The organism is Pseudomonas sp. NPDC089392 (assembly GCF_044749595.1).
Lineage (GTDB): Bacteria > Pseudomonadota > Gammaproteobacteria > Pseudomonadales > Pseudomonadaceae > Aquipseudomonas.
This window is the reverse complement of the sequence record NZ_JBIVIF010000031.1, coordinates 21,616-48,339: the sequence shown is the minus strand read 5'-3', so window position 1 is coordinate 48,339 and position 26,724 is coordinate 21,616. Positions and strand designations below refer to the sequence as shown.

The window sequence follows — 26,724 nt, the reverse complement described above, 5'->3', positions numbered from 1 at the left end:
CCGGCGATGAGGCCAGTACAGACACAGTTAATGCCCGATCAGTTCATCAGGCAAAAAAAACGGGAACCCGAAGGTTCCCGTTTTTTCATTGCCTTACAAGCGAATCAGTGTGGAAACGCTGGCGGGTTCACACCGGCCATGTCTTCCATCACGCGAACCACCTGGCAGCTGTAACCGAATTCGTTGTCGTACCAGACGTACAGAACAACGCGGTTGTCGTTGGCGATGGTCGCTTCAGCGTCAACCACACCGGCGTGGCGCGAGCCGACGAAGTCGGTCGAAACCACTTCCTGCGAAGCAACGTAGTCGATCTGCTTGTGCAGCTCCGAGTGCATCGCGGTCTGGCGCAGGTACTCGTTGATTTCGTCGCGAGTGGTGGCCTTTTCCAGGTTCAGGTTCAGGATGGCCATCGAAACGTTCGGCGTCGGCACGCGAATGGCGTTGCCGGTCAGCTTGCCCTTCAGCACTGGCAGTGCCTTGGCGGCAGCGGTGGCGGCGCCGGTTTCGGTGATTACCATGTTCAGCGGCGCGGCACGGCCACGGCGGCTGCCCTTGTGGAAGTTGTCGATCAGGTTCTGGTCGTTGGTGAACGAGTGAACGGTTTCGACGTGGCCGTTGACGATGCCGTACTTGTCGTTGATGGCCTTGAGCACCGGCACGATGGCGTTGGTGGTGCAGGAAGCCGCCGAGATGATCTTGTCATCGGCAGCGATGTCACCGTGGTTGATGCCGTGCACGATGTTCTTCAGCGCGCCCTTGCCAGGTGCGGTGAGGATCACGCGGGCAGCGCCTGGGCAGGCCAGGTGCTGGCCCAGGCCGTCGGCGTCACGCCATACGCCGGTGTTGTCGACGATCAGCGCGTTGTCGATGCCGTACTGGGTGTAGTCGACTTCGCTCGGGCTCTTGGCGTAGATAACCTGGATCAGGTTGCCGTTGGCGGTGATGGTGTTGTTGGCTTCGTCGATGGTGATGGTGCCATCGAACGGGCCGTGCACCGAGTCACGGCGCAGCAGGCTGGCACGCTTGACCAGGTCGTTCTCGGCGCCTTTGCGCACGACGATGGCGCGCAGGCGCAGGCCGTCGCCACCACCGGTCTTCTCGATCAGGATGCGCGCCAGCAGGCGGCCGATACGGCCGAAGCCGTACAGTACAACGTCGGTGCCTTTGCGCGCCGAAGCGTTCTGCTGGCCAACCACTTCGGCCAGCTCTTCACGGACGAACTGCTCGGCAGTGCGGCCATTGCCTTCCTGCTTGAACTTGTTGGCCAGCTTGCCCAGGTCGACCGAAGCGGCGCCCAGTTTCAGCTCGCTCATGGCCTTGAGCAGGGGGAATGTCTCGTGGACGGACAGTTCGGTTTCGTCGGCTTGACGATGACGCGCAAAGCGGTGCGCCTTGAGGATCGAGATAACCGAACGGTTGATCAGGCTACGGCCATAAATCGAGCTCACCACGTTGTTGTTGCGGTAGAGCTGACCGATAAGCGGGATCATCGCTTCAGCCAGGGCTTCACGATCGATCCACTCACCAAGACACTGGTCGGGCTTCTGAGTCACGGGAACCTTCCACATGTAGGGACAGAAAAAAGGGGCTACATTATGACGCCCCAACGCGGAACCGGCAATGAGCGCCTGTCGCAGTGACGCAAGCCAGCGTTCATGCCCTTTCGAGCCTGACAGCCGGCACCGTCACCGGTACAATCGGTCTCTTTGCCGCAACGCTTGGAGTGCAATCTCCCGTGTCAGTTCTGCGCCTACCGCAAATGTCGGCCACGGCCGGCAAACAAACCTGGGGCAACCTGCCCGGTGCCGCCCTCAGCCTTGCCATCGCCGAGGCCGCCAGCAGCGCTGGCCGCTTCACCCTGCTGCTGACGGCCGACAGCCAGGCCGCCGACCGTCTGGAGCAGGAGCTGCGCTTCTTCGCCCCAGACCTGCCGGTGCTGCCGTTCCCCGATTGGGAAACGCTGCCTTACGACCTGTTCTCGCCGCACCAGGACATCATCTCGCAGCGCATCGCCAGCCTTTACCGCCTGCCGGAGCTGAGCCACGGCATCCTCGTGGTGCCGGTCACCACCGCCCTGCACCGCCTGGCGCCCACGCGTTTCCTGCTGGGCAGCAGCCTGGTACTGGATGTGGGCCAGACCATCGACGTGGAGCAGATGCGCTTGCGCCTGGAGGCCAGCGGCTACCGTTGCGTCGACACCGTCTACGAGCATGGCGAGTTCGCCGTACGCGGCGCGCTGATCGACCTCTTCCCGATGGGCAGCAAGCTGCCCTACCGCATCGACCTGTTCGATGACGAGATCGAGACGCTGCGCACCTTCGACCCCGAGACCCAGCGTTCGATAGACAAGGTGGATTCGGTGCGCCTGCTGCCGGCGCGCGAATTTCCGATGCAGAAAGAAGAAGTCACCCGCTTCAAGGCGCGCTTTCGCGAGCGCTTCGACGTCGACTTCCGCCGCAGCGCGATCTTCCAGGACCTGGCCAGCGGCATCATCCCCGCCGGCATCGAGTACTACCTGCCGCTGTTCTTCGAAGAAACCTCGACCCTGTTCGACTACCTGCCGGCCGACACCCAGGTGTTCTCGCTGCCCGGTGTGGAGCAAGCCGCCGAACATTTCTGGAATGACGTGCGCGGGCGTTATGAGGACCGTCGCGGCGACCTGAGCCGGCCGCTGCTGCCACCGGCCGAGCTGTTCCTGCCGGTAGAAGACTGCTTCGCCCAGCTCAAGCAATGGCCACGGGTGGTGGTCAGCAGCGAAGACCTCGACCCGGGTGTTGGCCGCGAGCGCTTCCCGGCGCGCGCCCTGCCCAACCTGGCGATCGAGGCCAAGGCCAACCAACCCCTGGCCGAGCTGGCCAATTTCCTCGACCAGTTCCCCGGCCGCGTGCTGTTTACCGCCGAATCGGCGGGCCGCCGCGAAGTGCTGCTGGAGCTGCTCGAACGGCTGAAACTGCGCCCGCAAACCGTCGACGGCTGGGCCGACTTCATTACCGGCGCCGAACGCCTGGCCATTACCATCGCCCCGCTGGACGACGGCCTGCTGCTGGATGACCCGGCCATTGCCCTGGTCGCCGAAAGCCCATTGTTCGGCCAGCGGGTGATGCAGCGCCGGCGCCGTGACAAACGTGGCGAAACCGCCAACGACGCGGTCATCAAGAACCTCACCGAACTGCGCGAAGGCGCGCCGGTGGTGCACATTGACCATGGCGTGGGCCGCTACCTGGGCCTGGCCACCCTGGAAATCGACGGCCAGGCCGCCGAATTCCTCACCCTGGAATACGCCGAGAACGCCAAGTTGTACGTGCCGGTGGCCAACCTGCACCTGATCGCCCGCTACACCGGCAGCGACGATGCCCTGGCACCGCTGCACAGGCTGGGCTCGGAGGCCTGGCAGAAGGCCAAGCGCAAGGCCGCCGAACAGGTGCGCGACGTGGCGGCCGAACTGCTCGACATCTATGCCCGCCGCGCCGCACGCAAAGGCTATGCGTTTGCCGACCCGTCCGCCGACTACGCCACCTTCAGCGCCGGCTTCCCGTTCGAGGAAACCCCCGACCAGCAAGCCGCCATCGAAGCGGTGCGCGCCGACATGCTGGCGCCCAAGCCGATGGACCGCCTGGTGTGCGGCGACGTTGGCTTCGGCAAGACCGAAGTGGCCATGCGCGCGGCGTTCATCGCCGTGCACAGCGGCCGCCAGGTGGCGGTACTGGTGCCCACCACCCTGCTCGCCCAGCAGCACTACAACAGCTTCCGCGACCGCTTTGCCGACTGGCCGGTGACCGTGGAAGTGATGAGCCGCTTCAAGTCGGCCAAGGAAGTGGCCGCCGCTGCCGCCGAGCTGGCCGAAGGCAAGATCGACATCCTCATCGGCACCCACAAGCTGCTGCAGGACGATGTGCGCTTCAAGGACCTGGGCCTGGCCATCATCGACGAAGAGCACCGCTTTGGCGTGCGCCAGAAGGAACAGCTCAAGGCCCTGCGCAGCGAGGTGGACATCCTGACCCTCACCGCCACGCCTATTCCGCGCACGCTGAACATGGCGGTAGCGGGCATGCGCGACCTGTCGATCATCGCCACGCCGCCAGCGCGCCGCCTGTCGGTGCGCACCTTCGTCATGGAGCAGAACAAGAGCACGGTCAAGGAAGCGCTGCTGCGCGAACTGCTGCGCGGTGGCCAAGTGTACTACCTGCACAACGATGTGAAAACCATCGAGAAATGCGCCGCCGACCTCGCCGAACTGGTACCCGAGGCGCGTATCGGCATCGGCCACGGGCAGATGCGCGAGCGCGAGCTGGAACAAGTGATGAGCGACTTCTACCACAAGCGCTTCAACGTGCTGGTGGCCTCGACCATCATCGAAACCGGTATCGACGTGCCCAGCGCCAACACCATCGTCATCGAGCGCGCCGACAAGTTCGGCCTGGCCCAGCTGCACCAGCTGCGCGGCCGGGTTGGCCGTAGCCACCACCAGGCCTACGCCTACCTGCTCACACCTACCCGGCAGAAGGTCAGCGCCGACGCCGAAAAACGCCTGGAGGCGATCGCCAACACCCAGGACCTGGGCGCGGGCTTTGTGCTGGCCACCAACGACCTGGAAATCCGCGGTGCCGGCGAGCTGCTGGGCGAAGGCCAGAGCGGGCAAATCCAGGCGGTGGGCTTCACCCTGTACATGGAAATGCTCGAACGCGCGGTCAAGGCGATCCGCAAGGGTACCCAGCCGAACCTTGAGCAGCCGCTGGGCGGCGGCCCCGAGATCAACCTGCGCCTGCCGGCGCTGATCCCCGAGGACTACCTGCCCGACGTGCATGCGCGGCTGATCCTGTACAAGCGCATTGCCTCGGCCGCCGACGAAGAAGGCCTGAAGGACCTGCAGGTCGAAATGATCGACCGCTTCGGCCTGTTGCCGGAGCCGACCAAGAACCTGATGCGCCTGACCTCGCTCAAACTGCACGCGGAAAAGCTCGGCATCAAGAAAGTCGACGCTGGCCCTAACGGCGGCAAGCTTGAGTTCGAGGGCGAAACCCCGGTCGACCCGCTGACCCTGATCAAGCTGATCCAGGGCCAGCCCAAACGCTACAAGTTCGAAGGCGCTACCCAGTTCCGCTTCCTGGTGCCGATGGAACGCCCCGACGAACGCTTCAATACCCTGGAGGCGCTGTTCGAGCGCCTGACCCCACAGCCTGCCTAAGGAAGACCCATGCGTGCCATCCGTTGCCTGACCCTGCTGCTGGCGCTGTTTGCGCCAGCCGCCTTCGCTGAAGGCCTGTATCAGGTAGAAATGATCCTGGTGCGGCAGAACAGCGTGCCTGCCTTCACCAGCCCGTTCGCCCCAGAAGACTGGAGCGCCGGCGCCCCGCGCCTGGACAAAGACGCCGAGCGCCGCCCGGCGCTGGACGACGAGGCCACCCGCCTGGAGGCCACCGCCGACTACACCGTATTGATGCACAAGGCCTGGCAGCAGCAAGTGGGCAGCGAACCCAGCCGCATTGCTCTGGGGGAAGGCACCGAGCAGTTCGGCCACTTCCCCATCGAAGGCAACCTGAGCATCGCCGAAGGCCGCTTTATCGCAGTCGAGGCCAACTTCTGGGTCAACCAGCTGGACGGCAACGGCAGCGTGCTGCAAAGCGAGCAGTTCAAGCAGAGCAACAGCAACGTCAAGGGCGGCCAGCTGACCTTCCTCGACGGCGGGCATCTGGCCGTGCTGCTGAAGGTGACGCCGCCGGGTACGCCGAAAATGCCGGTGATGGACCCGGAGATGATGGAGCAGTAAACGGATGAAGCAAGATGCCGCCGAGTTGGTCAATGCATACCCGAACTGGACCCAATCGTTCAGCAAGGAAACCCTGCAACGCGGTGAACGCTATGCCGAGGAAGGCCGGGTCGAACTGGAGGGTATTTACGACCAGATGATTACGGCCAGCTGCCAGGGGAGCGGCGACAACACCTACCAACAATCCATTGACCTGCACATAGCGGGCGGCCGGTGCCATGTACAGGGTGAGTGCGATTGCCCGGTACGGCAGAACTGCAAGCATTGCGCCGCTGTGCTGTTCAGCATAAGCGATCCTTACTCGGGCAATCAGGACCCGCAACCCACCCCAGGCACCTTGCCTGCCGAGCTGCAACACTGGTTGAGCGGCCTGGAGCAGGCGCCGCCCAAAGCCGTCGCAACTGACGACAAGCGCGGGCGCATGGTGTGCTATCAGCTGCAACTGACCGATGACGCCGGCTGCTCGTTGCTGGTCCGCAAGGGCACGCGCAGTGAAGACGGCATCCGCTTCAGCCGGGTTCAGTCACTTTACGATTTTCTCTATGAGCCACCGCGCTTCGTAACCGAAGAAGATACCCGCATTCTGCGCTTGCTTTCGGCCCTGAATCAGGGTGGCGCTCAGGATCGCGGCTACAAACTCAAGGGCCTGGAAGGTGGCGAGCTGTTCCAGCGCGCCCTTGAAACCGGGCGCATGTTCTTTGATATCGGCTTGCCGCTGCTGCGCGAAGGCCCAGTGCGCCATGCCGAGTTTCGCTGGGTACGCCTGGAAAACGGCAACTACCGGGGGCTTTGGCACAGCGGCGAAGAACTGCTGCGCTGCGTCATCCCACTGCTGCCGTTGTACTACTTCGATGTGCTGACGAGCGAAGTGGGCAAGGTCGAACACAGCCTTGACCCGCACGTTGCCGTGCAGCTGACTATCGCCCCCGATGTTCCGGAACATCTGGTCGTACCCCTCAGCCACAAGCTCAATGCCCTTAGCCACAAGGTACCGACGCCAACGCCCGTGCAAGAGCAATTGCTCGAGAATATCCAGCCAAAGGCCCTGCTTGCCCTTGGCAGCCTCGAATACACCGCCTACATGCCGAAAACCGGACGCATGCAACGGCAAATGCAACACCGCGCCGCATTGGCGTTCGATTATGACGGCCTGCAAGCCAGCGCCGGCGATGACAAGCCACTGACTCGGCTGACGGGCAGTACCAGCCAGCGCATTCGACGCCAGCCCCAGGCTGAACAAGCGCTGCGCAAGATGCTGCGCGACTTCGGCTTCAAGCCTGCCACCCGGCAGAGCAAGGCTTTGCCCGACAGCGCCGGGGAGATGTACCAGTTACCCGACGACGAAGCCTGGCTGCGCTTCGCCCGCGAAGGCCTGCCACGCTTGCGCGAGGCTGGATGGGAGATCGACATCCACCGCGACTTCGCCTTCAACCTGCAAGAGGTGGACGACTGGTACGCGACCATCGACGAAGCGCCCGGCCATGAGTGGTTCGACCTGGAACTGGGTATCGTGGTCGACGGCCAGCGCCACAGCCTGCTGCCGATCGTGCTGCAACTGCTGCGCAGCAACCCGGAGCTGCTGCGCCCCAGCGAGCTGGCCCGGCGCAGTGACGACGAACACCTGCTGATCGACCTCAACCGCGGCCGCCTGGACGCCCCGGCTTTGCGCGTCGCCCTGCCCTACGGCCGGATCAAGGCGGTAATGGGCACTCTGGGCGAGCTGTACCTGCACGAAGACGCCGCAGGCCCGGCCCTGCGCATGGAGCGCGCCGATGCCGCGCGCCTGAACGAAATCGAAGGCCTGCCGCTGCACTGGGAAGGTGGCGAGCACGTACGCGACCTGGGCCGCCGCCTGCGCGACGCCCGTGACATGCAGGTAGCACCACCCACCGGGCTACAGGCCAGCCTGCGCCCTTATCAGCAGCAGGGCCTGAACTGGCTGCAAGCGCTGCGCGAGATGGGCACCGGCGGCATCCTCGGCGACGACATGGGCCTGGGCAAGACCCTGCAGGCCTTGGCCCACCTGCTGCTGGAGAAAGAGTCCGGGCGCCTTGGCACACCAGCCCTGGCGGTGATGCCTACCAGCCTGATACCCAACTGGCTGGACGAAGCCCAGCGCTTTGCCCCCAACCTGCGTGTGCTGGCACTGCACGGGCCGGGGCGCAGCAAACATTTTGCCAAGCTGCACGAATACGACCTGGTCCTGACCACCTACGCCTTGATACCGCGCGACCTCGAACACCTGCGTGCCCAGGCCTGGCACGTGCTGGTCCTGGACGAGGCGCAGAACATCAAGAGCAGCACCAGCAAGGCCGCCCTCGCTGTCTGCGAGCTGCAAGCCACCCAGCGCGTGTGCCTGACCGGCACGCCGATGGAGAACAACCTGGGCGAGCTGTGGTCGATCTTCCACTTCCTCATGCCTGGCTGGCTGGGTGACCTGAAGCGCTTCAACCAGGATTACCGCACACCGATCGAGCGCCACGGCGACAGCGAGCGACTGGCCCACCTGGTCACACGCATCCGCCCGTTCCTGCTGCGCCGCACCAAGGAACAAGTGGCCACCGAGCTGCCGGCCAAGACCGAGATGGTGCACTGGGTCGAGCTCAGCGACGCCCAGCGCGACACCTACGAGGCGGTGCGGGTGGCCATGGACCAGAAAGTCCGCGACGAAATCGCCCGTAACGGTGCTGCGCGCAGCCAGATCGTGATCCTCGACGCCCTGCTCAAGCTGCGCCAGGTGTGCTGCGACTTGCGCCTGGTCAAAGGCGTGGAAAGCAAAGGCAACCAGGCTGACAAAGGCAAGCTGGGCGCGCTGCTGGAAATGCTTGAAGAGTTGCTTAGCGAAGGGCGCCGGGTGCTGCTGTTTTCGCAGTTCACCTCGATGCTGGCGTTGATCGAGCAGGAGCTGGGAAAGCGCAAGATCCGCTACAGCCTGCTGACCGGCGACACCCGCGACCGGCGTACGCCAGTGCAGCAGTTCCAGCAGGGTGACAGCGAAGTGTTCCTGATCAGCCTCAAGGCCGGTGGCGTGGGCTTGAACCTGACGGCTGCGGACACGGTGATTCACTTCGACCCGTGGTGGAACCCGGCCAGTGAAAACCAGGCTACTGACCGCGCTTATCGTATTGGTCAGGACAAGCCGGTGTTTGTGTTCAAGCTGATTACCCGGGGGACGGTGGAGGAGAAGATCCAGCTGTTGCAGCAGGAGAAGGCGGCGCTGGCGGCGAGCTTGCTGGATGGCGGGCAGGCTGGGCAGTGGCGGCTTGGGGATGAAGAGATCGAGGCACTGTTTGCGCCGCTGCCTGGGAAGCGTGGGCGGTGATTGTTTCGGGGTGCATGACTTAAGGGGTTTGTCGATTGTGAGATCGAGCGCCGCAGATGTTCGCCGAAACATTTTCAGCGCCTATTAAATCGAGCGCCGCCCGCGCGGCGCTTCGCGGCTAAAGCCGCTCCTACGTTTGTTTCTGGCCAATTATTCCTGTGGGATTCGCGCGCGAACGCCTTGGCGCACACCTCGATATCGCGTCGTACAAACAAGGCGGTCGCGCGCGCCTGGCACAGGATAGACTGGCCCGAAACAAACGTAGGAGCGGCTTTAGCCGCGAAGCGCCGCGCGGGCGGCGCTCGATTTAATAGGCGCTGAAAATGTTTCGGTGAACACCTGGCGGCGCTCGATCTCACAGGCGACATAAACCTCAAGACAGACACAACCAGGTCAATCGACCAACTGCGCCTCTTTCAACGCCCCCAACGCCTCCAACCACCGCGGCTGCTGGCGATAATCGGTCCGCGCAAAGCCCTGCCCACGCATCCGCGCAATCCGCGGCGACGGCTTGACCTTCATCCGCTGCGCCGCACTCAGCGCCAGCTCCGCCGCCGCCCGGTCATTGCACACCAGGCCCATGTCACAGCCCGCACTCAACGCCGCCTCGATACGACTGGCCGCATCACCCACCACATGCGCACCGGCCATCGACAGGTCATCACTGAAAATCACCCCGTCAAAGCCCAGCTCACCACGCAAAATATCCTGCAGCCAACGCCGCGAGAAACCGGCCGGCTGGTTGTCGACCTGCGGGTAGATGACATGCGCCGGCATCACCGCCGCCAGTTGCCCGCTCAGTCGGCTGAACGGCACCAGGTCGGCCTGGCGTAATTGCTCAAGGCTGCGCTCATCGGTGGGGATGGCCACATGCGAGTCGGCCTCGGCCCAGCCATGCCCCGGGAAGTGCTTGCCACAGGCAGCCATGCCCGCCGCATTCATGCCGCGGATGAACGCCCCGGCCAGCTGCGTCGCACGCAGCGGGTCACCCTCGAAGGCGCGGCTGCCCACCACCGCGCTACGCTGGTGATCCAGGTCGAGTACCGGGGCAAAGCTCAGGTCCAGGCCAACCGCCAGCACTTCGGTCGCCATCAGCCAGCCGCACTGCTCGGCCAGGTATTCGGCGTTGTCGTTGTCAGCCAGCGCACGCATGGCCGGCAGGCGCACAAAGCCTTGGCGCAGGCGCTGCACGCGGCCACCCTCCTGGTCCACCGCCAGAATCAGTTCGGGGCGGATGGCGCGAATCGACGCACACAGCTCACGCACCTGGCGCGGGCTGTCGATGTTGCGGGCAAAAATGATCAGGCCAGCCACTTCGGGCTGGCGCAGCAGGTGACGGTCTTCGGCGGTCAGCCATTTACCGGCGATATCCACCATCAGGGAGCCTTGCAGGCTGACGGTCATGGGTAATCCTTCATTGAAGACTGAGAAAAGCCCACTGGGGGCAGGCGGCCTGTTCGATGCGCACCGGGCAATGTGCCGGCACCTGCTCGAACAAGCTCAGCAAGTCGGTGTTGCGCAGGCGAATGCAGCCATGGGACAACGCCACGCCCATGGGTTCCGTATCCGGCGTGCCGTGCAGGTAGATATAGCGGCGAAAGGTGTCGACCGCACCCAGGCGATTGACACCCGGCTCGCAACCACTGAGCCAGAGGATGCGGGTAAGGATCCAGTCCCGGCCAGGATGTTGCGCATGCAGTTGCGGCGACCAGACTTCACCGGTCCAGCGCCGCCCGGCCAATACCGCATTCAAGGGCAGGCCGGCGCCGATCTTCGCCCGCACCTGATGCAGGCCGCGTGGCGTGCAGCCCGAGCCATTGCGCTCACCGGCCCCGTTACGCGCAGTGGACACCGGCAGGCGCACGCGCAGCTGGCCACGGGCGAAGCCGTACAGGCACTGGTCGGCAAGGGAAATGTGCAACAAATCGAGGTCGGGCATGGGCGCTAGCTTAGCCGAAGCGCCCTGCCCCGCCCAGCCTTCAGGCCTTGGCGGTGGTCGCGCTGGTCTTGCTGCGCGGGCGCAGCTGGGCGGTGGCCATGGCGTCGTCGGTAACACCACTGTCGGCGCGCATGCCCGCCGCCAGGAACGGCACCATCAGGCGCATCACCTGCTCGATGGAGGTGTTGATGCCAAAGTCGGTTTCGGCAATCGCCCGCAGGGCCTTGATACCGGACATGCTGAAGGCAGCAGCGCCGAGCATGAAGTGCACGCGCCAGAACAGCTCCAGTGGCGGGATACGTGGCGCGGCCTCGTTGACCAGCAGCATGTAGCGGCGGAACACCTTGCCGTACATGTCCTCCAGGTAACGCCGCAGGTGGCCCTGGCTTTGGCTGAAGGCCAGGCCCAGCAGGCGCATGAAGATCGACAGGTCGTTGTTGCTGCGCGGCTGCACGGCCAGTGCCTGCTCGACCAGCATTTCCAGCAGCTCTTCCAGGCTGGGCTTTTGCTCCGGCCTGGCCTGACGCCGCTCCAGTTCACGCTCGAGGCTGGCGCAGAACGGCCCGAGGAAGCGCGAGAATACCGCCTGGATCAGGGCCTTCTTGGAACCGAAGTGATAGTTGACCGCCGCCAGGTTGACCCCGGCCTTGCTGGTAATCAGCCGCAACGAGGTCTCGGCGAACCCCCTTTCCGCGAACAGCTGCTCGGCAGCATCGAGAATGCGTTCAACGGTTTCCGATTGGGCCATGACTACTCCGAGCACTCCGCCAGACAAACAGGTGTTTGAAACATACGTTTCAGCCCTGCTTCTGTCAAGGCTCGGTGACCGGGCGGTCGCCATTTAAAAGCGCCAAGCGGCCGGCTGCAAGCGCCATTGCGACTGTTTATTGCAGGTTTTGGCTTGCAGCGCATCCAGTACTGTATATAATCCCAGTCACTGTACAAAAAGACAGAGCGCTCACCCATGTTGAAACTGACGCCACGCCAAGCCGAAATTCTCGCGTTCATCAAGCGTTGCCTGGAAGACAACGGCTTCCCGCCGACGCGCGCCGAGATCGCTCAAGAGCTAGGCTTCAAGTCGCCCAACGCCGCCGAGGAGCATCTCAAGGCCCTCGCCCGCAAGGGTGCGATCGAGATGACCCCAGGCGCTTCCCGCGGCATCCGCATCCCCGGCCTGGAAGCCAAGGCCGAAGAAAGCGGCCTGCCGATCATCGGCCGGGTGGCTGCCGGTGCACCGATCCTTGCCGAGCAACACATCGAGCAATCCTGCAACATCAACCCTGCCTTCTTCCACCCTCAGGCCGACTACTTGCTGCGCGTACACGGCATGAGCATGAAGGACGTCGGCATCTTCGACGGCGACCTGTTGGCGGTACACACCTGCCGCGAAGCCCGCAACGGCCAGATCGTGGTCGCCCGCATCGGCGACGAAGTGACCGTCAAGCGCTTCAAGCGCGAAGGCAGCAAGGTCTGGCTGCTTGCCGAAAACCCCGAATTCGCCCCCATCGAAGTCGACCTGAACAAACAGGAACTGGTGATCGAGGGCTTGAGCGTCGGCGTCATTCGCCGCTGATCCAGGAGGCGTCATGCAGCAGTTCATTCACGCACCCGAGCAAGTCCAGTTGCCCCTGTTCGAAGCATTCCTCGCCCAGCCCGTACCAGCGGGTTTGAAAGCCAGCGAACTGGCCCGCAAGAGCCACCAGCCCGAGCTGTTCAGCGAACTGTCGCTGCGCGGCGCCCCCGGGCATTGCCAGAGCCTGCTGGCACCGGTGCTACGCGAATTGAGCGAAGAGGACGAGGCCCGCTGGCTGACCCTGATCGCCCCACCGTCAAGCCTGACCCAGGCCTGGCTACGCGATGCCGGGCTCAACCGTGAACGTATCCTGCTGCTGCAACCTCGCGGCAATCAAAGCCCGCTGCAACTGGCCTGCGAAGCCTTGCGCCTGGGCCGAAGCCACACAGTGGTCAGCTGGCTGGGCAGCGTCAACGCCAACATACGCCAGCAATTGCTGCGCGCTGCCAATGCCGGAAACGCACAAAGCCTGAACATCCGCCTCGGCTGATGTTCAGGCTTTGCCTGTCACTTCAAAAAGCCTGACGCCCTGCTGCATCATTAGTGCAGCACGCGCGGCCCTTCATCTTTCTCCAGCTCGCCATCCATCAGCCGACCGGCCATCTGCACGCCCACGCTGAGCATGGCTTTGGCCACTTCTACATGCTGACCCTGCAGGAATACCTTGGCGTCTTCCGAGAAATCCAGGGTTACCAGAGAGCCCTCATCCTCGGCGCGACGCAGTTCGATGCGGCCATCGGGCAACTCGACAATTTCCAGAAACGACGTAGACATAAATGGCAGTTCTCCGCGAAAGGCCAGTATTGTACCAGCCGTAGCGGCTATCAGCACTCACTCAACGCGTCGCGGAAACGTCTCACCAAGCCCTTGAGGTTGTTGCGCCAGCTCTCCAACTCGGCTCGCGACAGCGCAGGATGCTCGGGCTCATCGAGATTGACGGCCTGAATCAGCGGCTGGGTAACATCGGTTTTGGCAGTTTTCTTCGCGACAGGTGGTCGGAACAAATCGGCATAAGCACCGAGCATTTGCGCCAGCCAGGTTTCGCGCTGGCGGGCCAGCTCCAGCAGTTCAGCCACTTCCGGGATTGCGATGCCGTTCAGCGCGTCGTCGGCCAGGGCCTGCTCGACCGTGGCAACCACTGGTAGGCGGTAGAAGGCACCGATTTCATGGCACATGCCCAGCAGCGCGCCGTACAGATGGAACAGCGCCGACTCGCGCTCGGCCTGGACCAGGCCCTGGGCGTTCATGGCCTGGCTTTGCTCGGCCTTGGCCATGGACTCCAGGGCGAGGCCGGCGAAGAACAGTTTCTGGTTGGTGCGGGTGTAGGTTTCCTGGGCCATTTCTGGGCCCTCCCATGAGGCTGCGAGGCAAGTTCCTGCATCATAAATGATTGGGGCCGCTTTGCGGCCCTTCGCGGCGGTTCGGCGCCCCGATGAACCCGCTCCTACAAGGATCGCGTCGCCCTTGAATGCGGCGCAGGCCTTGTAGGAGCGGGTTCATCGGGGCGCCGAACCGCCGCGAAGGGCTGCGAAGCGGCCCCAATTACAGCACTGTCAGATCAGCGCTTGTCTTCAACCTTCCAAGCACCACCGTCGTAAAACGCCTTCCAGCCGGTCGGCTTGCCATCAACCTCGGACTGCACGTACTGCTCCTTGGTCTTGCGGCTGTAGCGGATCACTGCCGGGCGGCCATCCGGGTCTTTCTGCGGCGCATCGCACAGGAAGTGGTACTTCGGGTCGATCTCATGCTTGTGCGGCACGATCTCCATTACCAGTGGTGCGCGGGTTTCGCGGTTCTTGGGGAACTGGCTGGCCGCCAGGAACAGCCCCGAAGCGCCGTCACGCAACACGTAGGTGTCGTCGACCTTCTCGCACTTGAGCTCCGGCATGTCCACCTTGTCCATCTTCGGTGGCGCTGCTTCGCCGCTCTTGAGCAGCTTGCGGGTGTTCTTGCACGCCGGGTTGGTGCAACCGAAGAACTTGCCGAAACGGCCAGTCTTGAGCTGCATCTCGCTACCGCACTTGTCGCACTCCAGGCTCGGCCCTTCGTAGCCCTTGATACGATAGCTGCCTTCCTCGATCTCGTAGCCGGCGCAATCCGGGTTGTTACCGCAGATGTGCAGCTTATGCTTCTCGTCAAGCAGGTAGGCGTCCATCGCCGTGGCGCAGATTGGGCAGCGGTGCTTGCCCAACAGTACGCGGGACTCCGACTCACCCTCGTCATCCGCAGCAATCTCGTCGCCCGGCACCAGGTTGACGGTGGCCTTGCAGCGCTCTTTCGGCGGCAGGCTGTAGCCCGAGCAACCCAGGAACACGCCGGTGGAGGCGGTGCGGATCATCATCGGCCGGCCACATTCCTTGCACGGAATGTTGGTCATGGTCGGCTGGTTGGCGCGCATGCCGTCTTCGCTGGACTCGGCGGTCTGCAGCTTCTTGCTGAAGTCGCCGTAGAACTCGTCCAGCACGTTTTTCCAGTCACGCTCACCCTGGGCCACGTCGTCGAGGTTCTCTTCCATGCCCGCGGTGAAGCCGTAGTCCATCAGGTTGGAGAAGCTCTCGGACAGGCGCTCGGTGACGATGTCGCCCATCTTCTCGGAGTAGAAGCGGCGGTTGTGCAAGGTCACATAGCCACGGTCCTGGATGGTGGAAATGATCGCCGCATAGGTCGACGGGCGACCAATGCCGCGTTTTTCCATTTCCTTGACCAGGCTGGCTTCAGTGAAACGCGCCGGTGGCTTGGTGAAGTGCTGGCTCGGGTCGATCTGCAGCAGCTTCAGCGCTTCACCCTGAACCATCTCTGGCAGCACATCGTCTTCGCCAGGCTTGCTCTGCTGCGGCAGCACACGGGTGTAACCGTCAAACTTGAGGATACGGCCCTTGGCACGCAGCTCAAAGTCGCCAGCCGCCACGGTGACGCTGGTGGACAGGTACTGCGCCGGCGGCATCTGGCAGGCCAGGAACTGGCGCCAGATCAGCTCGTACAGGCGCTCGGCGTCGCGCTCCATGCCGCTGAGCTTGGTCGGGTGGGTATTCACGTCAGAAGGACGAATCGCTTCGTGCGCCTCCTGGGCGCCTTCCTTGCTGCCGTATACCAAAGGTGCTTCCGGCAGGTACTGCTTGCCGAACTCGCGCTCGATGTAGCTGCGCGCCATGTCCAGGGCGTCGGCCGACAGGTTGGTCGAGTCGGTACGCATGTAAGTGATGTAGCCGGCTTCGTACAAGCGCTGGGCCATCATCATGGTTTTCTTCACGCCGAAGCCCAGGCGGTTACTGGCCGCCTGCTGCAGGGTGGAGGTAATGAACGGCGCCGACGGCTTGCTGCTGGTCGGGCGGTCTTCGCGCTTGACCACGCTGTAGCTGGAAGCCTTGAGCTTTTCCAGCGCAGCCATGGCCTGGGCTTCGTTCAGCGGCTTGAAAGCCTCGCCCTTCTCGCGCGCCACCTCGAAACGCACCTTGGCGTTCTTGGCAGTACCGAGGTCGGCGTGAATTTCCCAGTACTCTTCCGGGATGAACGCGCGAATTTCACGCTCGCGCTCCACCACCAGCTTCACCGCCACCGACTGCACACGGCCGGCAGACAGGCCACGGGCGATCTTGGCCCACAGCAGCGGCGAAACCATGTAACCGACCACGCGGTCGAGGAAGCGCCGCGCCTGCTGGGCATTGACCCGGTCGATATCCAGCTCACCCGGCTGCGAAAAAGCTTCCTGGATGGCCTTCTTGGTAATTTCGTTGAACACCACGCGCTTGTAGCGGGTGTCGTCGCCGCCGATGGCCTCGCGCAGGTGCCAGGCAATGGCTTCCCCTTCGCGGTCCAAGTCGGTTGCGAGGTAGATGGTGTCGGCATCCTTGGCCAGGCGGCGCAGCTCTTCGATCACCTTTTCCTTGCCGGGCAGGATCTCGTACTTGGCCTTCCAGCCGTGGTCCGGGTCGACGCCCATGCGTGCCACCAGTTGGCGACGGGCCTTTTCTTTCGGCGAAAGGGCCGGAGCCTCACCCGCAGCCTTGCCCCGTTTGGCGGCTGGCTCTTTGCTCGCGCTGGCCGAACCGCTGGTGGGGAGGTCTCGGATATGGCCGATACTCGACTTCACCACGTACTGGTTGCCCAGATACTTGTTGATGGTCTTGGCCTTGGCCGGGGATTCCACAATGACCAGCGATTTGCCCATGGATCGGAGTATTCCTGAATCTGAAGATGAAAAACGCGTCAGGTGCCAGACGCGGCACCGCTATATATAGTGGCAAAAGTGTGAGGTCAAGCTCGAACGATCACTCGTGCGACTTGCCTAGCAACCCAGGCAGCCCCTCTTCAGCCTTGACCAAAGCAAAGCGTGGCACCTGCTCGCCGTCAACCTCGACGGACTCCTGGAACATCGAAAGGGGGCGTACCCAGAAGCTGTAATCACCATACAGGCATTGGTAGAACACCATCCACTCTTCGTTCTCGGAGTGCCGCGCAACACTGAAGACACGGTACTCAGGCCCTTTGTAATGCCGGTATACGCCTGGTTGTATCTGCATGCTGCACACCCTCTTGAATAAAACCTGAAAAAAACAAAACCGGGGCACAAGGCCCCGGCTGCTGTCCCGCTACGCGATCAGACGCGTTCAAAGACAGTGGTGATACCTTGGCCAAGGCCGACGCACATGGTCGCCACCCCCAGGGTACCGCCATTCTGCTTCATGACGTTGAGCAGGGTGCCGGAAATCCGTGCCCCGGAGCAACCGAACGGGTGGCCCAATGCAATGGCGCCGCCGTGCAGGTTAACCTTCTCATTCATCTTGTCGAGCACTTTCAAGTCTTTCAGCACCGGCAAGGCCTGTGCGGCAAAGGCTTCATTGAGCTCGATGAAGTCGATGTCGGCCATGGTCAAGCCGGCACGCTTGAGGGCTTTCTGGGTCGATGGCACTGGGCCGTAACCCATGATCGCCGGGTCGACACCGGCTACCGCCATGGAGCGGATGACCGCCAATGGCTGGATACCGAGGTCCATGGCACGCTGGCCGGACATGACGATCATGCACGAAGCGCCGTCGGTGATCTGCGACGAGGTACCGGCAGTGACGGTACCGCCTTTCGGGTTGAACGCCGGTTTGAGCGACGCCAGGCCTTCAAGGGTGGTTTCCGGGCGAATGGTTTCGTCGAAATCGAACACCTTCAGGAAGCCGTTCTCGTCATAGCCCTGCATCGGGATGATCTCGTCCTTGAACTTGCCTTCGACCGTGGCCTTGTGGGCCAACTGGTGCGAACGCAAGCCGAACAGGTCTTGCTGCTCACGGCTGATGCCGTGCATCTTGCCGAGCATTTCCGCAGTCAGGCCCATCATCCCGGAAGCCTTGGCGGCATGCAAGGACAGGTGCGGGTTAGGGTCGACGCCGTGCATCATGCTGACGTGGCCCATGTGCTCCACGCCACCCACCACGAACACATCGCCGTTACCGGTCATGATCGCCTGGGCGGCCGTGTGCAGCGCGCTCATCGACGAGCCGCACAGGCGGCTGACGGTCTGCGCCGCGGAGGTGTGCGGGATCTGGGTCATCAGCGAGGCCATGCGGGCGATGTTCCAGCCCTGCTCCAGGGTCTGGTTGACGCAGCCCCAGATCACGTCCTCGACTTCTTTCGGGTCGACCTTGCCGTTGCGTTCCAGCAGCTTGCTGATCAGGTGCGCCGACATGTCTTCGGCGCGGGTATTGCGGTGCATGCCACCCTTGGAGCGGCCCATTGGCGTGCGACCGAAGTCGACAATCACCACGTCTCTTGGATTCAGGCTCATATCAAATCTCTCGCTCTAGCTCGTTGACCGCTCAGTTGAAGAAGCGCTGGCCGTTCTTGGCCATTTCACGCAGCTTGGCGGTCGGGTGGTACAGCGGCCCCAGGTCGGCGTACTGATCAGCCAGGGCAACGAATTCGGCGACACCGATCGAGTCGATGTAACGCAGTGCACCACCGCGGAAAGGAGGGAAACCAATGCCGTACACCAGACCCATGTCGGCTTCGGCAGCGGTTTCGACGATGCCGTCTTCCAGGCAGCGCACGGTCTCCAGGCACAGCGGCACCATCATCCAGTTGATGATGTCTTCGTCGCTGACTTCACGCTGTTCGAAGACGATCGGCTTGAGCACGTCCAGTACGGTGGCGTCGAAGACTTTCTTCGGCTTGCCGCGCTTGTCGGTTTCGTAGGCGTAGAAGCCCTTGCCGTTCTTCTGGCCCAGGCGGTTGGCCTCGTACAGCGCGTCGACTGCCGAGCGACGCTCGTCCTTCATGCGCTCCGGGAAGCCTTCAGCCATCACGTCGCGGCCGTGGTGGCCGGTGTCGATCCCGACCACGTCCATCAGGTAGGCCGGGCCCATCGGCCAGCCGAACTTTTCCATGACCTTGTCGATACGCACGAAGTCGACACCGGCGCTGACCAGCTTGGCGAAACCGCCGAAGTACGGGAACAGCACGCGGTTGACCAAGAAGCCCGGGCAGTCGTTGACCACGATCGGGTTCTTGCCCATTTTCTTGGCGTAGGCCACGGTGGTGGCAACTGCCACTTCACTGGACTTCTCGCCACGGATCACTTCTACCAGCGGCATCATGTGCACCGGGTTGAAGAAGTGCATGCCGACGAAGTTTTCCGGGCGTTTCAGCGCCTTTGCCAGCAGGTTGATGGAGATGGTCGAGGTGTTGGAGGCGAGGATTGCATCGTCCTTCACCTGGCCTTCCACTTCGGCCAGCACAGCCTGCTTGACCTTCGGGTTCTCGACCACCGCTTCGACGACGATGTCGACATTGGCGAAATCGCCATAGGACAGGGTCGGGCGAATGGCGTTGAGTGCCTCGGCCATCTTGGCCGGGGTCAGGCGGCCCTTCTCGACGCGGTTGCCGAGCAGCTTGGAAGCTTCGTTCAGGCCCAGCTGGATGGCTTCCTCGCGGATGTCCTTCATCAGGATCGGGGTGCCCTTGACCGCCGACTGGTAGGCGATGCCGCCACCCATGATGCCGGCGCCGAGCACGGCGGCCTGCTTCACGTCGTGAGCGATTTCGTCATGAGCCTTGGCCTTGCGCTTGAGCTCCTGGTCGTTCAGGAACAGGCCAATCAGGCTTTCTGCGACCGAGGTCTTGGCCAGCTTGGCAAAGCCTGCAGCTTCGACTTCCAGAGCCTTGTCACGGCCGAAGTTGGCGGCCTTCTGGATGGTCTTGATGGCTTCGACCGGGGCTGGGTAGTTCGGGCCGGCCTGACCGGCGACGAAGCCCTTGGCGGTCTCGAAGGCCATCATCTGTTCGATGGCGTTGAGCTTGAGCTTTTCCAGCTTGGGCTGGCGCTTGGCCTTGTAGTCCAGCTCGCCGCTGATGGCGCGCTTGACCAGGTCAAGGGCACCGGCCATCAGCAGCTCAGGGGCGACCACGGCGTCGACGGCACCCACTTTCAGGGCGTCTTCGGCGCGGTTTTCCTTGCCGGCGGCAATCCACTCGATGGCGTTGTCCGAGCCGATCAGGCGCGGCAGGCGCACGGTACCGCCAAAGCCCGGATAGATACCCAGCTTGACTTCCGGCAGGCCGATCTTGGCCTCGGTGGACATGACCCGGTAGTCGGCGGCCAGGCACATTTCAAGGCCGCCGCCCAGGGCGATGCCATTGATGGCGGCGACGGTCGGCACTTCGAGGTCTTCGAAGGCGCTGAAGATGCGGTTGGCTTCCAGGTTGCCGGCGACCAGTTCGGCCTCGGGCAGCTTGAAGTTGTCGACGAACTCGGTGATGTCGGCGCCGACGATGAACACGTCCTTGCCACTGCTGACGATCACGCCCTTGACCGAGGTGTCGGCCTGGATGGCATCGACGGCCTGGCGCAGCTCGTTCAGGGTGAGGCGGTTGAACTTGTTGACGGACTCACCCTTGAGGTCGAATTTGAGCTCGACGATGCCACTTTCAAGAGCCTTAACCGTGATGGCTTTACCTTCGTAAATCATCAACTGATCTCCACGATATGGAAGCTGAACTGTACACGCCGATCGCTGCAGCAGAAGCAGGCCTAACTGCCCTGCCCCAGGCACACCCGTCAGCGCGCTAGTCGGAAGTATGGCTTGGCGTCATGACATACAAACGCTCAATTCATACGCCCGTTTGATTTGGGTGTGCACACATTCTCCGAAAAGATCGGCGTTGTCAAATGCTCACGAGCACGGTGAAAACGCGACTTTCCGGTCATTTTGTATCGTCTTGGTACAAAACATGATGACAGTGATCGCCGGGCATTCATGTCAGCGATTGACTATGGCGTAGGGGGATCGTTGCAGTTTTTGGTGTATGGCTTGGGGGTTGTGAGGGCATTGAGATCGAGCGCCGCCCGCGCGGCGCTTCGCAGCACAAGGCTGCTCCTACATCTGTTTCGGGCCAGTTATTCCTGTGCCAGGTGGGTGGCAGCCTTGGTGCATGGCGGAAGATAGATGAAAAGCAGCGTTCCCTTCGATACCGAATGGAACAAACAAAGCGGACAGCGGTGGCCTCACAGGCGTGACTGGCCCGAAACAGATGTAGGAGCAGCCTTGTGCTGCGAAGCGCCGCGCGGGCGGCGCTCGATCTCAAGAACACTGCAAATCCCCCGCCAGGCACCTCGCAGCCCCACCCTCGCCCGCCCCCAAAAAAATCCCCAAGCACATTACTGGCAACCGGCTACACTGCCACTTGCTTGAATGTATACCCGGCCTGCCTGGCCTTTTCTGCGACAGCAGAACGCAAAGCGGCGACTTGGCACCCCACCCCTTCAGGGGTATGCCAAGCCGCCGCTTTGTCGCTTACCGGTTTAGAAACCGCCGCATGTCCTTGTAGGAGCGGCCTTGTGTCGCGATCGGGCTGCGCAGCAGCCCCGGCAATTGCTGCATCTGCGCAAAAATCCCGGGGCTGCTGCGCAGCCCGATCGCGACACAAGGCCGCTCCTACAGGGACCGTGTAAAGGCGGAACTCAGGCCAAGGTTTCGAGGACATAGGCAACATCCTGCAACACAGCCGTATCACCGCGCTCGGTCCAGTACAGGGCGATCATCCGCGCATCGGCCTCGACCTTGTAAACGCTTGCTGGCAAACGCGCCAAGGCCTCGACAAAGCGCGGGTCTTCGCAGGGTTCACGCCACTGGTTCCACCACACCCCCGGGGTCACCTGCCAGAAGCTGAAGCTGTCCTCATGCCCGCGACGCCGGGCCCGGTGATACTGCGGACAAGGGCTTGGCGGCTCCTTTTCCAGCCAGTGCGGCCACTGCTGCGGCGCCAGCTGCATGGCCAGGCCCATGCGCCGTGCCTCCAGGCGCAGCTTCATCTGCTCGCTCTGCTTGCGCGAGCTGCGCAACCAGGAAAGCGGGCTGAGAATCAGCGCAAGGATTGACACCACCAGCAATACCGTCATATCAGTAGATCCCATAAAGCGTTGCAAATGAGCTGGTTAGCCATTTTTCACGGAAGACCCGCCCGAAAGCGACCATACTTCTTCTATCGCGATTGTCAGGAGTACCGCTCATGCAATACGAACATTTGTTGGTCGCCGTCGACCTGACCGAAGAATGCGACCCGGTGATCAAACGTGCCATGGCGCTGGCCGAACCGTCGAATGCCAAGGTGTCGCTGGTGCACATCGTCGAGCCGATGGCCATGGCCTTTGGCGGTGACGTGCCGATGGACCTGTCGCAACTGCAACAGCAGCAATTCGACCAGGCCAAGGAGCGCATGGAACGCCTGTTCAACAAGTACCCGGACATCCACCGCGGCGACTCGCACCTGACCTATGGCCAACCGCGCCAGGAAATCCACCAGCTGGCCAAGGACCAGAAGTGCGACCTGATCGTGGTCGGCAGCCATGGCCGCCATGGCCTGGCGTTGCTGCTTGGCTCCACGGCCAATGACGTGCTGCATGGCGCGCCGTGCGATGTGCTGGCGGTGCGGTTGCAGAAGAAGGAATGATTTAGCCTGTGCCGGCCTATTCGCGGGTAAACCCGCTCCTACAAGGGTATGCGATCCCTTGTAGGAGCGGGTTTACCCGCGAATAGGCCGGTTCAGGCTAACGCCAATCAGCCTTCCAGCTCAGCCCAGCGCTCTACCAGTGCATCCAGCTCGCCCTGCAGCTTCTCGATCCTGGCCAGCACTGCCGAGGTTTCTGCAATCGGCCGCTGATAGAAGCCCGCCCCATTCACTTCTTCCTGAGCTTCAGCCATGCGCTGTTCGACTTCGTCAATCTGCCCTGGCAGCATCTCCAGCTCCCGCTGCAGCTTGTAGCTGAGCTTCTTCTTCGAAGCCTCTTCCGCCACCGGTGCGGCGGCTGGTGCAGGCTTGGCCTCAACCTTCTCCACCACCGCGCTGTTCAGCGCAGACTTGCCGCCCTTGCTCTCGGTCACGCCCAGCAGCTTCGGCGAACCGCCCTGGCGAATCCAGTCCTCGTAACCGCCGACGTACTCACGCACCTTGCCCTCGCCTTCGAACACCAGGGTGCTGGTGACGACGTTGTCGAGGAAGGCCCGGTCGTGGCTGACCATCAGCACAGTGCCTTTGTAATTGGACAGCACCTCTTCGAGCAGCTCGAGGGTTTCCACGTCCAGGTCGTTGGTCGGTTCGTCGAGCACCAGCAGGTTGGCCGGCTTGCTGAACAGTTTGGCCAACAGCAGGCGCGCACGCTCACCACCCGACAGCGCCTTGACCGGCGTGCGGGCACGCTGCGGGCTGAACAGGAAGTCGCCCAGGTAGCTCAGCACGTGGCGGTTCTGGCCGTCGATCTCGATGAAGTCACGGCCTTCGGCCAGGTTGTCGATTACGGTTTTTTCCAGATCGAGCTGGTGGCGCATCTGGTCAAAATAGGCCACTTCCAGCTTGGTGCCGCGTTCGACCTTGCCCGCAGTCGGCTCAAGGTCACCCAGCATCATCTTCAGCAAGGTGGTCTTGCCGGTGCCGTTGGCGCCCAGCAGGCCAATACGGTCCTGGCGCTGCAGGACCATGGAAAAGTCCTTGACCAGCAGCGGCCCGTCGGCGTGATGGAAGCTGACGTTCTCCAGCACCATCACCTGCTTGCCAGACTTGTCTGCCGCTTCGATCTGGATGTTGGCTTTGCCCTGGCGTTCGCGGCGCTCGCCACGCTCCACACGCAGTGCCTTCAGCGCACGCACGCGGCCTTCGTTACGGGTACGACGGGCCTTGATGCCCTGGCGGATCCACACTTCTTCCTGGGCTAGGCGCTTGTCGAACAGCGCGTTGGCGGTTTCCTCGGCGGCCAGCGCGGCCTCTTTGTGCACCAGGAAGCTGGCGTAGTCGCCGTTCCAGTCGATCAGGCCGCCGCGGTCCAGTTCGAGGATGCGGGTGGCCAGGTTTTGCAGGAAGGAACGGTCGTGGGTAATGAACAGCACCGCACCGTTGAAGCCGCGCAGGGCCTCTTCGAGCCAGGCGATGGCACCGATGTCCAGGTGGTTGGTGGGTTCGTCGAGCAGCAGCAGGTCGGGCTCGGACACCAGCGCCTGGGCCAGCAGCACGCGGCGGCGCCAGCCACCGGACAGCTCGGCCAGGGTCTTGTCGGCTGGCAGTTGCAAGCGGCTGAGGGTGCTTTCCACCACCTGCTGCAGGCGCCAACCGTCACGGGCTTCCAGCTCGTGCTGGACATGCATGAGTTTTTCCAGGTCTTCGTCGCCCTGAATGTTCATGCTCAGGTGGTGGAACTGCGCCAGCAGCTCGCCAACACCCTCCAGGCCTGCGGCCACCACGTCGAATACGGTGCGCTCGTCAGCCACCGGCAGCTCTTGAGGCAGCTCGCCGATCTTCAGGCCTGGGGCACGCCAGATTTCGCCGTCGTCGCCCTTCTGCTCGCCCTTGACCAGGCGCAGCATGCTCGACTTGCCGGTACCGTTGCGGCCGATGATGCACACCCGCTCGCCACGAGCGATCTGCCAGGACACTTTGTCCAGCAGCGGCATGGCGCCGAATGCGAGGGACACATCGCTGAATTTGAGCAGGGTCATGTTGGTCTCCATAAATCGGGCGCGCATTCTACCTGACTTGGACCCCGACGGCATCCGCCAGGGTATCCGGCGAAGCCTTTACGACATCTGGTCGCTCTTAATATCCCGATACAAGCACAGTGCTTTCACCCGCTACCGGCAAACGGCTAAGCTAAGGCAATTGCTTCCAACAGTGCTGGCACCGCCGTCACTTCCCCATGGTTCAACTGCCCGGACGTATCATGCGCAGCCGCCTGTTACATATTGCATCCTGCCTGCTGCTTACCGCTGCCACCTGCGCGGCGCAGGCCACCGACCTGACCCTGCAACGCCAGTACTATGACGAGGCCAAGCGTGCGCTGGCCAAAGGCGACAAAGGCCCGTACCTGCGTTATTCCCAAGCCCTGAGCGACTACCCACTTACGCCCTACCTGGCCTACGACGAACTCACCGCCCGCCTGAAAAGCGCCAGCAACCAGGAGATCGAAGGCTTCCTCGCCAAACATGGCGACCTGCCCCAGGCCAACTGGATGAAACTGCGCTGGCTGCGCTGGCTGGCCGAGCGCGGCGAATGGGACACTTTCGTCAAGTATTACGACCCCAAGCTCAACTTCACCGAACTGGACTGCCTCAACGGCCAGTACCAACTTAGCCACGGCCTGCGTGCCGAAGGCAACGCCACCGCGGAAAAGCTCTGGAACGTGGGCAAGTCGCAGCCTGCCGCGTGCGACACACTGTTCGGCATGTGGGCAGCCGAGGGCCAACTGACCGAGGCCAAGCGCTGGGATCGCACCAAGCTGGCAGCCCAGGCGCGCAACTATGGCCTGGCCAGCAACCTGGTCAATACTCTGACCACCCTGGGCCCGCAAGGGCGCCTGCTGATCGACGTGGCACAAAAGCCCGAGCTGCTCAACCAGCCATCACGCTTCACCCCGGTCACCGAGGCCATGTCCGACGTGGTCAGCCTCGGCCTGCGCCGCCTGGCCCGCCAGGACCCGGAGCGGGCCATGGCGCTGCTCGACGATTACGCCCAGCGCATGCACTTTTCCCGCGACGAAAAGGTGGCCATCGCCCGCGAAATCGGCCTGACCCTGGCGCGCCGCTACGACCCACGTGCGCTCGACCTGATGACCCGCTACGACCCCGAACTGCGTGACAACACCGTCAGCGAGTGGCGCCTGCGGCTGCTGCTGCGCCTGGGCCGCTGGGAAGATGCCTACGAACTGACCAAGCGCCTGCCCCAGGACCTGGCCAGCAGCAGCCGCTGGAAATACTGGCAGGCACGCAGCCTGGAGCTGGCGCAGCCGAACAACCCGCAGATCCCGCTGCTGTACAAGACCGTGGCGCGTGAGCGCGACTTCTATGGCTTCCTCGCTGCCGACCGGGCACAGACGCCGTACCAGTTGAACAACAAGCCGCTGCTGCTGAGCCCGCAACTGATCAAGAAGGTGCGCAATACGCCCGGCATCCAGCGCGCGCTGGAGTTCCATGCCCGCGGCCAGATCGTCGAAGGCCGCCGCGAGTGGTACCACGTCAGCCGCCACTTCACCCGCGACGAAATGGTTGCCCAGGCACGCTTGGGCTATGAGCTGCGCTGGTACTTCCCGGCCATTCGCACCATCAGCCAGGCGCAGTACTGGGACGACCTGGACATCCGCTTCCCGATGGCCCACCGCGACACCCTGGTGCGCGAAGCCAAGGTGCGCGGCCTGCATTCAAGCTGGGTATTCGCCATCACCCGCCAGGAAAGCGCCTTCATGGAAGACGCACGCTCGCCAGTGGGCGCCAGCGGCCTGATGCAGCTGATGCCGGCCACGGCCAAGGAGACCGCGCGCAAGTTCAGCATTCCGCTGGCATCACCGGCACAGGTGCTGAACCCGGACAAGAACATCCAGCTGGGCGCGGCCTACCTGAGCCAGGTGCACAGCCAGTTCAACGGCAACCGGGTGCTGGCTTCCGCGGCTTACAACGCCGGGCCCGGGCGTGTGCGGCAGTGGCTGAAAGGCGCCAAGCACCTGAGCTTCGATGTGTGGGTGGAGTCGATCCCGTTCGACGAAACACGCCAGTATGTGCAGAACGTGCTGTCGTATTCGGTGATCTATGGGCAGAAGCTGAACTCGCCGCAGCCGTTGGTGGATTGGCATGAGCGGTATTTTGATGACATGTGAGGTTTGC

19 protein-coding genes are annotated in these 26,724 nt (G+C 62.9%); 7 read left to right on the top strand and 12 right to left on the bottom strand.

Features of this window, described 5'->3' with window-relative positions; translation table 11 throughout:
- Positions 1-104 precede the first annotated feature (104 nt).
- Positions 105-1,568, bottom strand: a complete 1,464-nt coding sequence (locus ACIP1G_RS22735) for a glyceraldehyde-3-phosphate dehydrogenase (protein ID WP_400740964.1) — start codon at positions 1,566-1,568, stop codon at positions 105-107.
- A gap of 167 nt (positions 1,569-1,735) precedes the next feature.
- Between ACIP1G_RS22735 and mfd the strand changes: the two genes are divergently transcribed.
- From mfd to ACIP1G_RS22720, 3 genes are read left to right on the top strand one after another with little or no spacing between them, the layout of a single operon-like run.
- A complete protein-coding gene (gene mfd / locus ACIP1G_RS22730; RefSeq protein WP_400740962.1) occupies positions 1,736-5,185 on the top strand; it encodes a transcription-repair coupling factor in 3,450 nt (1,149 codons plus the stop codon).
- A 9-nt stretch (positions 5,186-5,194) separates the two neighbouring features.
- On the top strand, positions 5,195-5,767 hold the full coding sequence (locus tag ACIP1G_RS22725) for a CsiV family protein (RefSeq protein ID WP_400740960.1): 573 nt from the start codon (positions 5,195-5,197) through the stop codon (positions 5,765-5,767).
- A 4-nt stretch (positions 5,768-5,771) separates the two neighbouring features.
- The gene (locus ACIP1G_RS22720; protein WP_400740959.1) at positions 5,772-9,089 is read left to right on the top strand and encodes an SNF2-related protein; all 3,318 of its coding nucleotides are present in this window, start codon (positions 5,772-5,774) and stop codon (positions 9,087-9,089) included.
- A gap of 393 nt (positions 9,090-9,482) precedes the next feature.
- Here the strand turns inward: ACIP1G_RS22720 and nagZ are convergent, their stop codons facing one another.
- From nagZ to ACIP1G_RS22705, 3 genes are read right to left on the bottom strand one after another with little or no spacing between them, the layout of a single operon-like run.
- Complete coding sequence (nagZ, locus tag ACIP1G_RS22715; RefSeq protein WP_201206574.1) at positions 9,483-10,481, bottom strand: beta-N-acetylhexosaminidase; 999 nt, start codon at positions 10,479-10,481, stop codon at positions 9,483-9,485.
- Between the two features lie 22 nt (positions 10,482-10,503).
- Positions 10,504-11,028 (bottom strand): L,D-transpeptidase family protein, encoded by a 525-nt coding sequence (locus ACIP1G_RS22710; protein ID WP_400740957.1) that lies wholly within the window; start codon positions 11,026-11,028, stop codon positions 10,504-10,506.
- A gap of 40 nt (positions 11,029-11,068) precedes the next feature.
- The gene (locus ACIP1G_RS22705; RefSeq protein WP_400740955.1) at positions 11,069-11,776 is read right to left on the bottom strand and encodes a TetR/AcrR family transcriptional regulator; all 708 of its coding nucleotides are present in this window, start codon (positions 11,774-11,776) and stop codon (positions 11,069-11,071) included.
- Between the two features lie 216 nt (positions 11,777-11,992).
- Here ACIP1G_RS22705 and lexA point away from each other — a divergent pair, with 216 nt between their 5' ends.
- Both lexA and sulA read left to right on the top strand, forming a co-directional pair.
- A complete protein-coding gene (gene lexA / locus ACIP1G_RS22700; RefSeq protein ID WP_346645620.1) occupies positions 11,993-12,601 on the top strand; it encodes a transcriptional repressor LexA in 609 nt (202 codons plus the stop codon).
- Between the two features lie 13 nt (positions 12,602-12,614).
- Positions 12,615-13,091, top strand: coding sequence for an SOS-induced cell division inhibitor SulA (gene sulA / locus ACIP1G_RS22695; RefSeq protein ID WP_400740954.1), 477 nt, complete (start codon positions 12,615-12,617; stop codon positions 13,089-13,091).
- Between the two features lie 50 nt (positions 13,092-13,141).
- Here sulA and ACIP1G_RS22690 read toward each other — a convergent pair whose 3' ends face one another.
- The 7 genes from ACIP1G_RS22690 to ACIP1G_RS22660 all read right to left on the bottom strand — a co-directional run bounded on the left by ACIP1G_RS22690 (position 13,142) and on the right by ACIP1G_RS22660 (position 21,983).
- Positions 13,142-13,375, bottom strand: a complete 234-nt coding sequence (locus tag ACIP1G_RS22690; RefSeq protein WP_201206570.1) for a hypothetical protein — start codon at positions 13,373-13,375, stop codon at positions 13,142-13,144.
- 50 nt (positions 13,376-13,425) lie between these two features.
- Positions 13,426-13,941 carry a DUF6586 family protein gene (locus ACIP1G_RS22685; protein WP_400740952.1) on the bottom strand — a complete coding sequence of 172 codons (516 nt, stop codon included), beginning with the start codon at positions 13,939-13,941 and terminating at the stop codon, positions 13,426-13,428.
- Positions 13,942-14,159: 218 nt separating this feature from the next.
- On the bottom strand, positions 14,160-16,769 hold the full coding sequence (gene topA, locus ACIP1G_RS22680; RefSeq protein WP_400740950.1) for a type I DNA topoisomerase: 2,610 nt from the start codon (positions 16,767-16,769) through the stop codon (positions 14,160-14,162).
- Positions 16,770-16,869: 100 nt separating this feature from the next.
- A complete protein-coding gene (locus ACIP1G_RS22675; RefSeq protein ID WP_172225629.1) occupies positions 16,870-17,121 on the bottom strand; it encodes a DUF1653 domain-containing protein in 252 nt (83 codons plus the stop codon).
- Between the two features lie 77 nt (positions 17,122-17,198).
- Positions 17,199-18,374 carry an acetyl-CoA C-acyltransferase FadA gene (gene fadA / locus ACIP1G_RS22670; protein WP_400740948.1) on the bottom strand — a complete coding sequence of 392 codons (1,176 nt, stop codon included), beginning with the start codon at positions 18,372-18,374 and terminating at the stop codon, positions 17,199-17,201.
- Positions 18,375-18,405: 31 nt separating this feature from the next.
- On the bottom strand, positions 18,406-20,553 hold the full coding sequence (gene fadB / locus ACIP1G_RS22665; RefSeq protein WP_400740947.1) for a fatty acid oxidation complex subunit alpha FadB: 2,148 nt from the start codon (positions 20,551-20,553) through the stop codon (positions 18,406-18,408).
- 992 nt (positions 20,554-21,545) lie between these two features.
- The gene (locus ACIP1G_RS22660; RefSeq protein ID WP_201207177.1) at positions 21,546-21,983 is read right to left on the bottom strand and encodes a hypothetical protein; all 438 of its coding nucleotides are present in this window, start codon (positions 21,981-21,983) and stop codon (positions 21,546-21,548) included.
- Positions 21,984-22,093: 110 nt separating this feature from the next.
- Here ACIP1G_RS22660 and ACIP1G_RS22655 point away from each other — a divergent pair, with 110 nt between their 5' ends.
- Entirely contained in the window at positions 22,094-22,534 is a 441-nt protein-coding gene (locus ACIP1G_RS22655; protein WP_400740945.1) for a universal stress protein, read from the top strand.
- A gap of 107 nt (positions 22,535-22,641) precedes the next feature.
- Here ACIP1G_RS22655 and ACIP1G_RS22650 read toward each other — a convergent pair whose 3' ends face one another.
- Positions 22,642-24,570: an ATP-binding cassette domain-containing protein gene (locus ACIP1G_RS22650; RefSeq protein ID WP_400740944.1), complete on the bottom strand. Its 1,929-nt coding sequence runs from the start codon at positions 24,568-24,570 to the stop codon at positions 22,642-22,644.
- A 221-nt stretch (positions 24,571-24,791) separates the two neighbouring features.
- Between ACIP1G_RS22650 and ACIP1G_RS22645 the strand changes: the two genes are divergently transcribed.
- On the top strand, positions 24,792-26,717 hold the full coding sequence (locus ACIP1G_RS22645; protein ID WP_400740942.1) for a transglycosylase SLT domain-containing protein: 1,926 nt from the start codon (positions 24,792-24,794) through the stop codon (positions 26,715-26,717).
- The last annotated feature ends 7 nt before the right edge of the window (positions 26,718-26,724 follow it).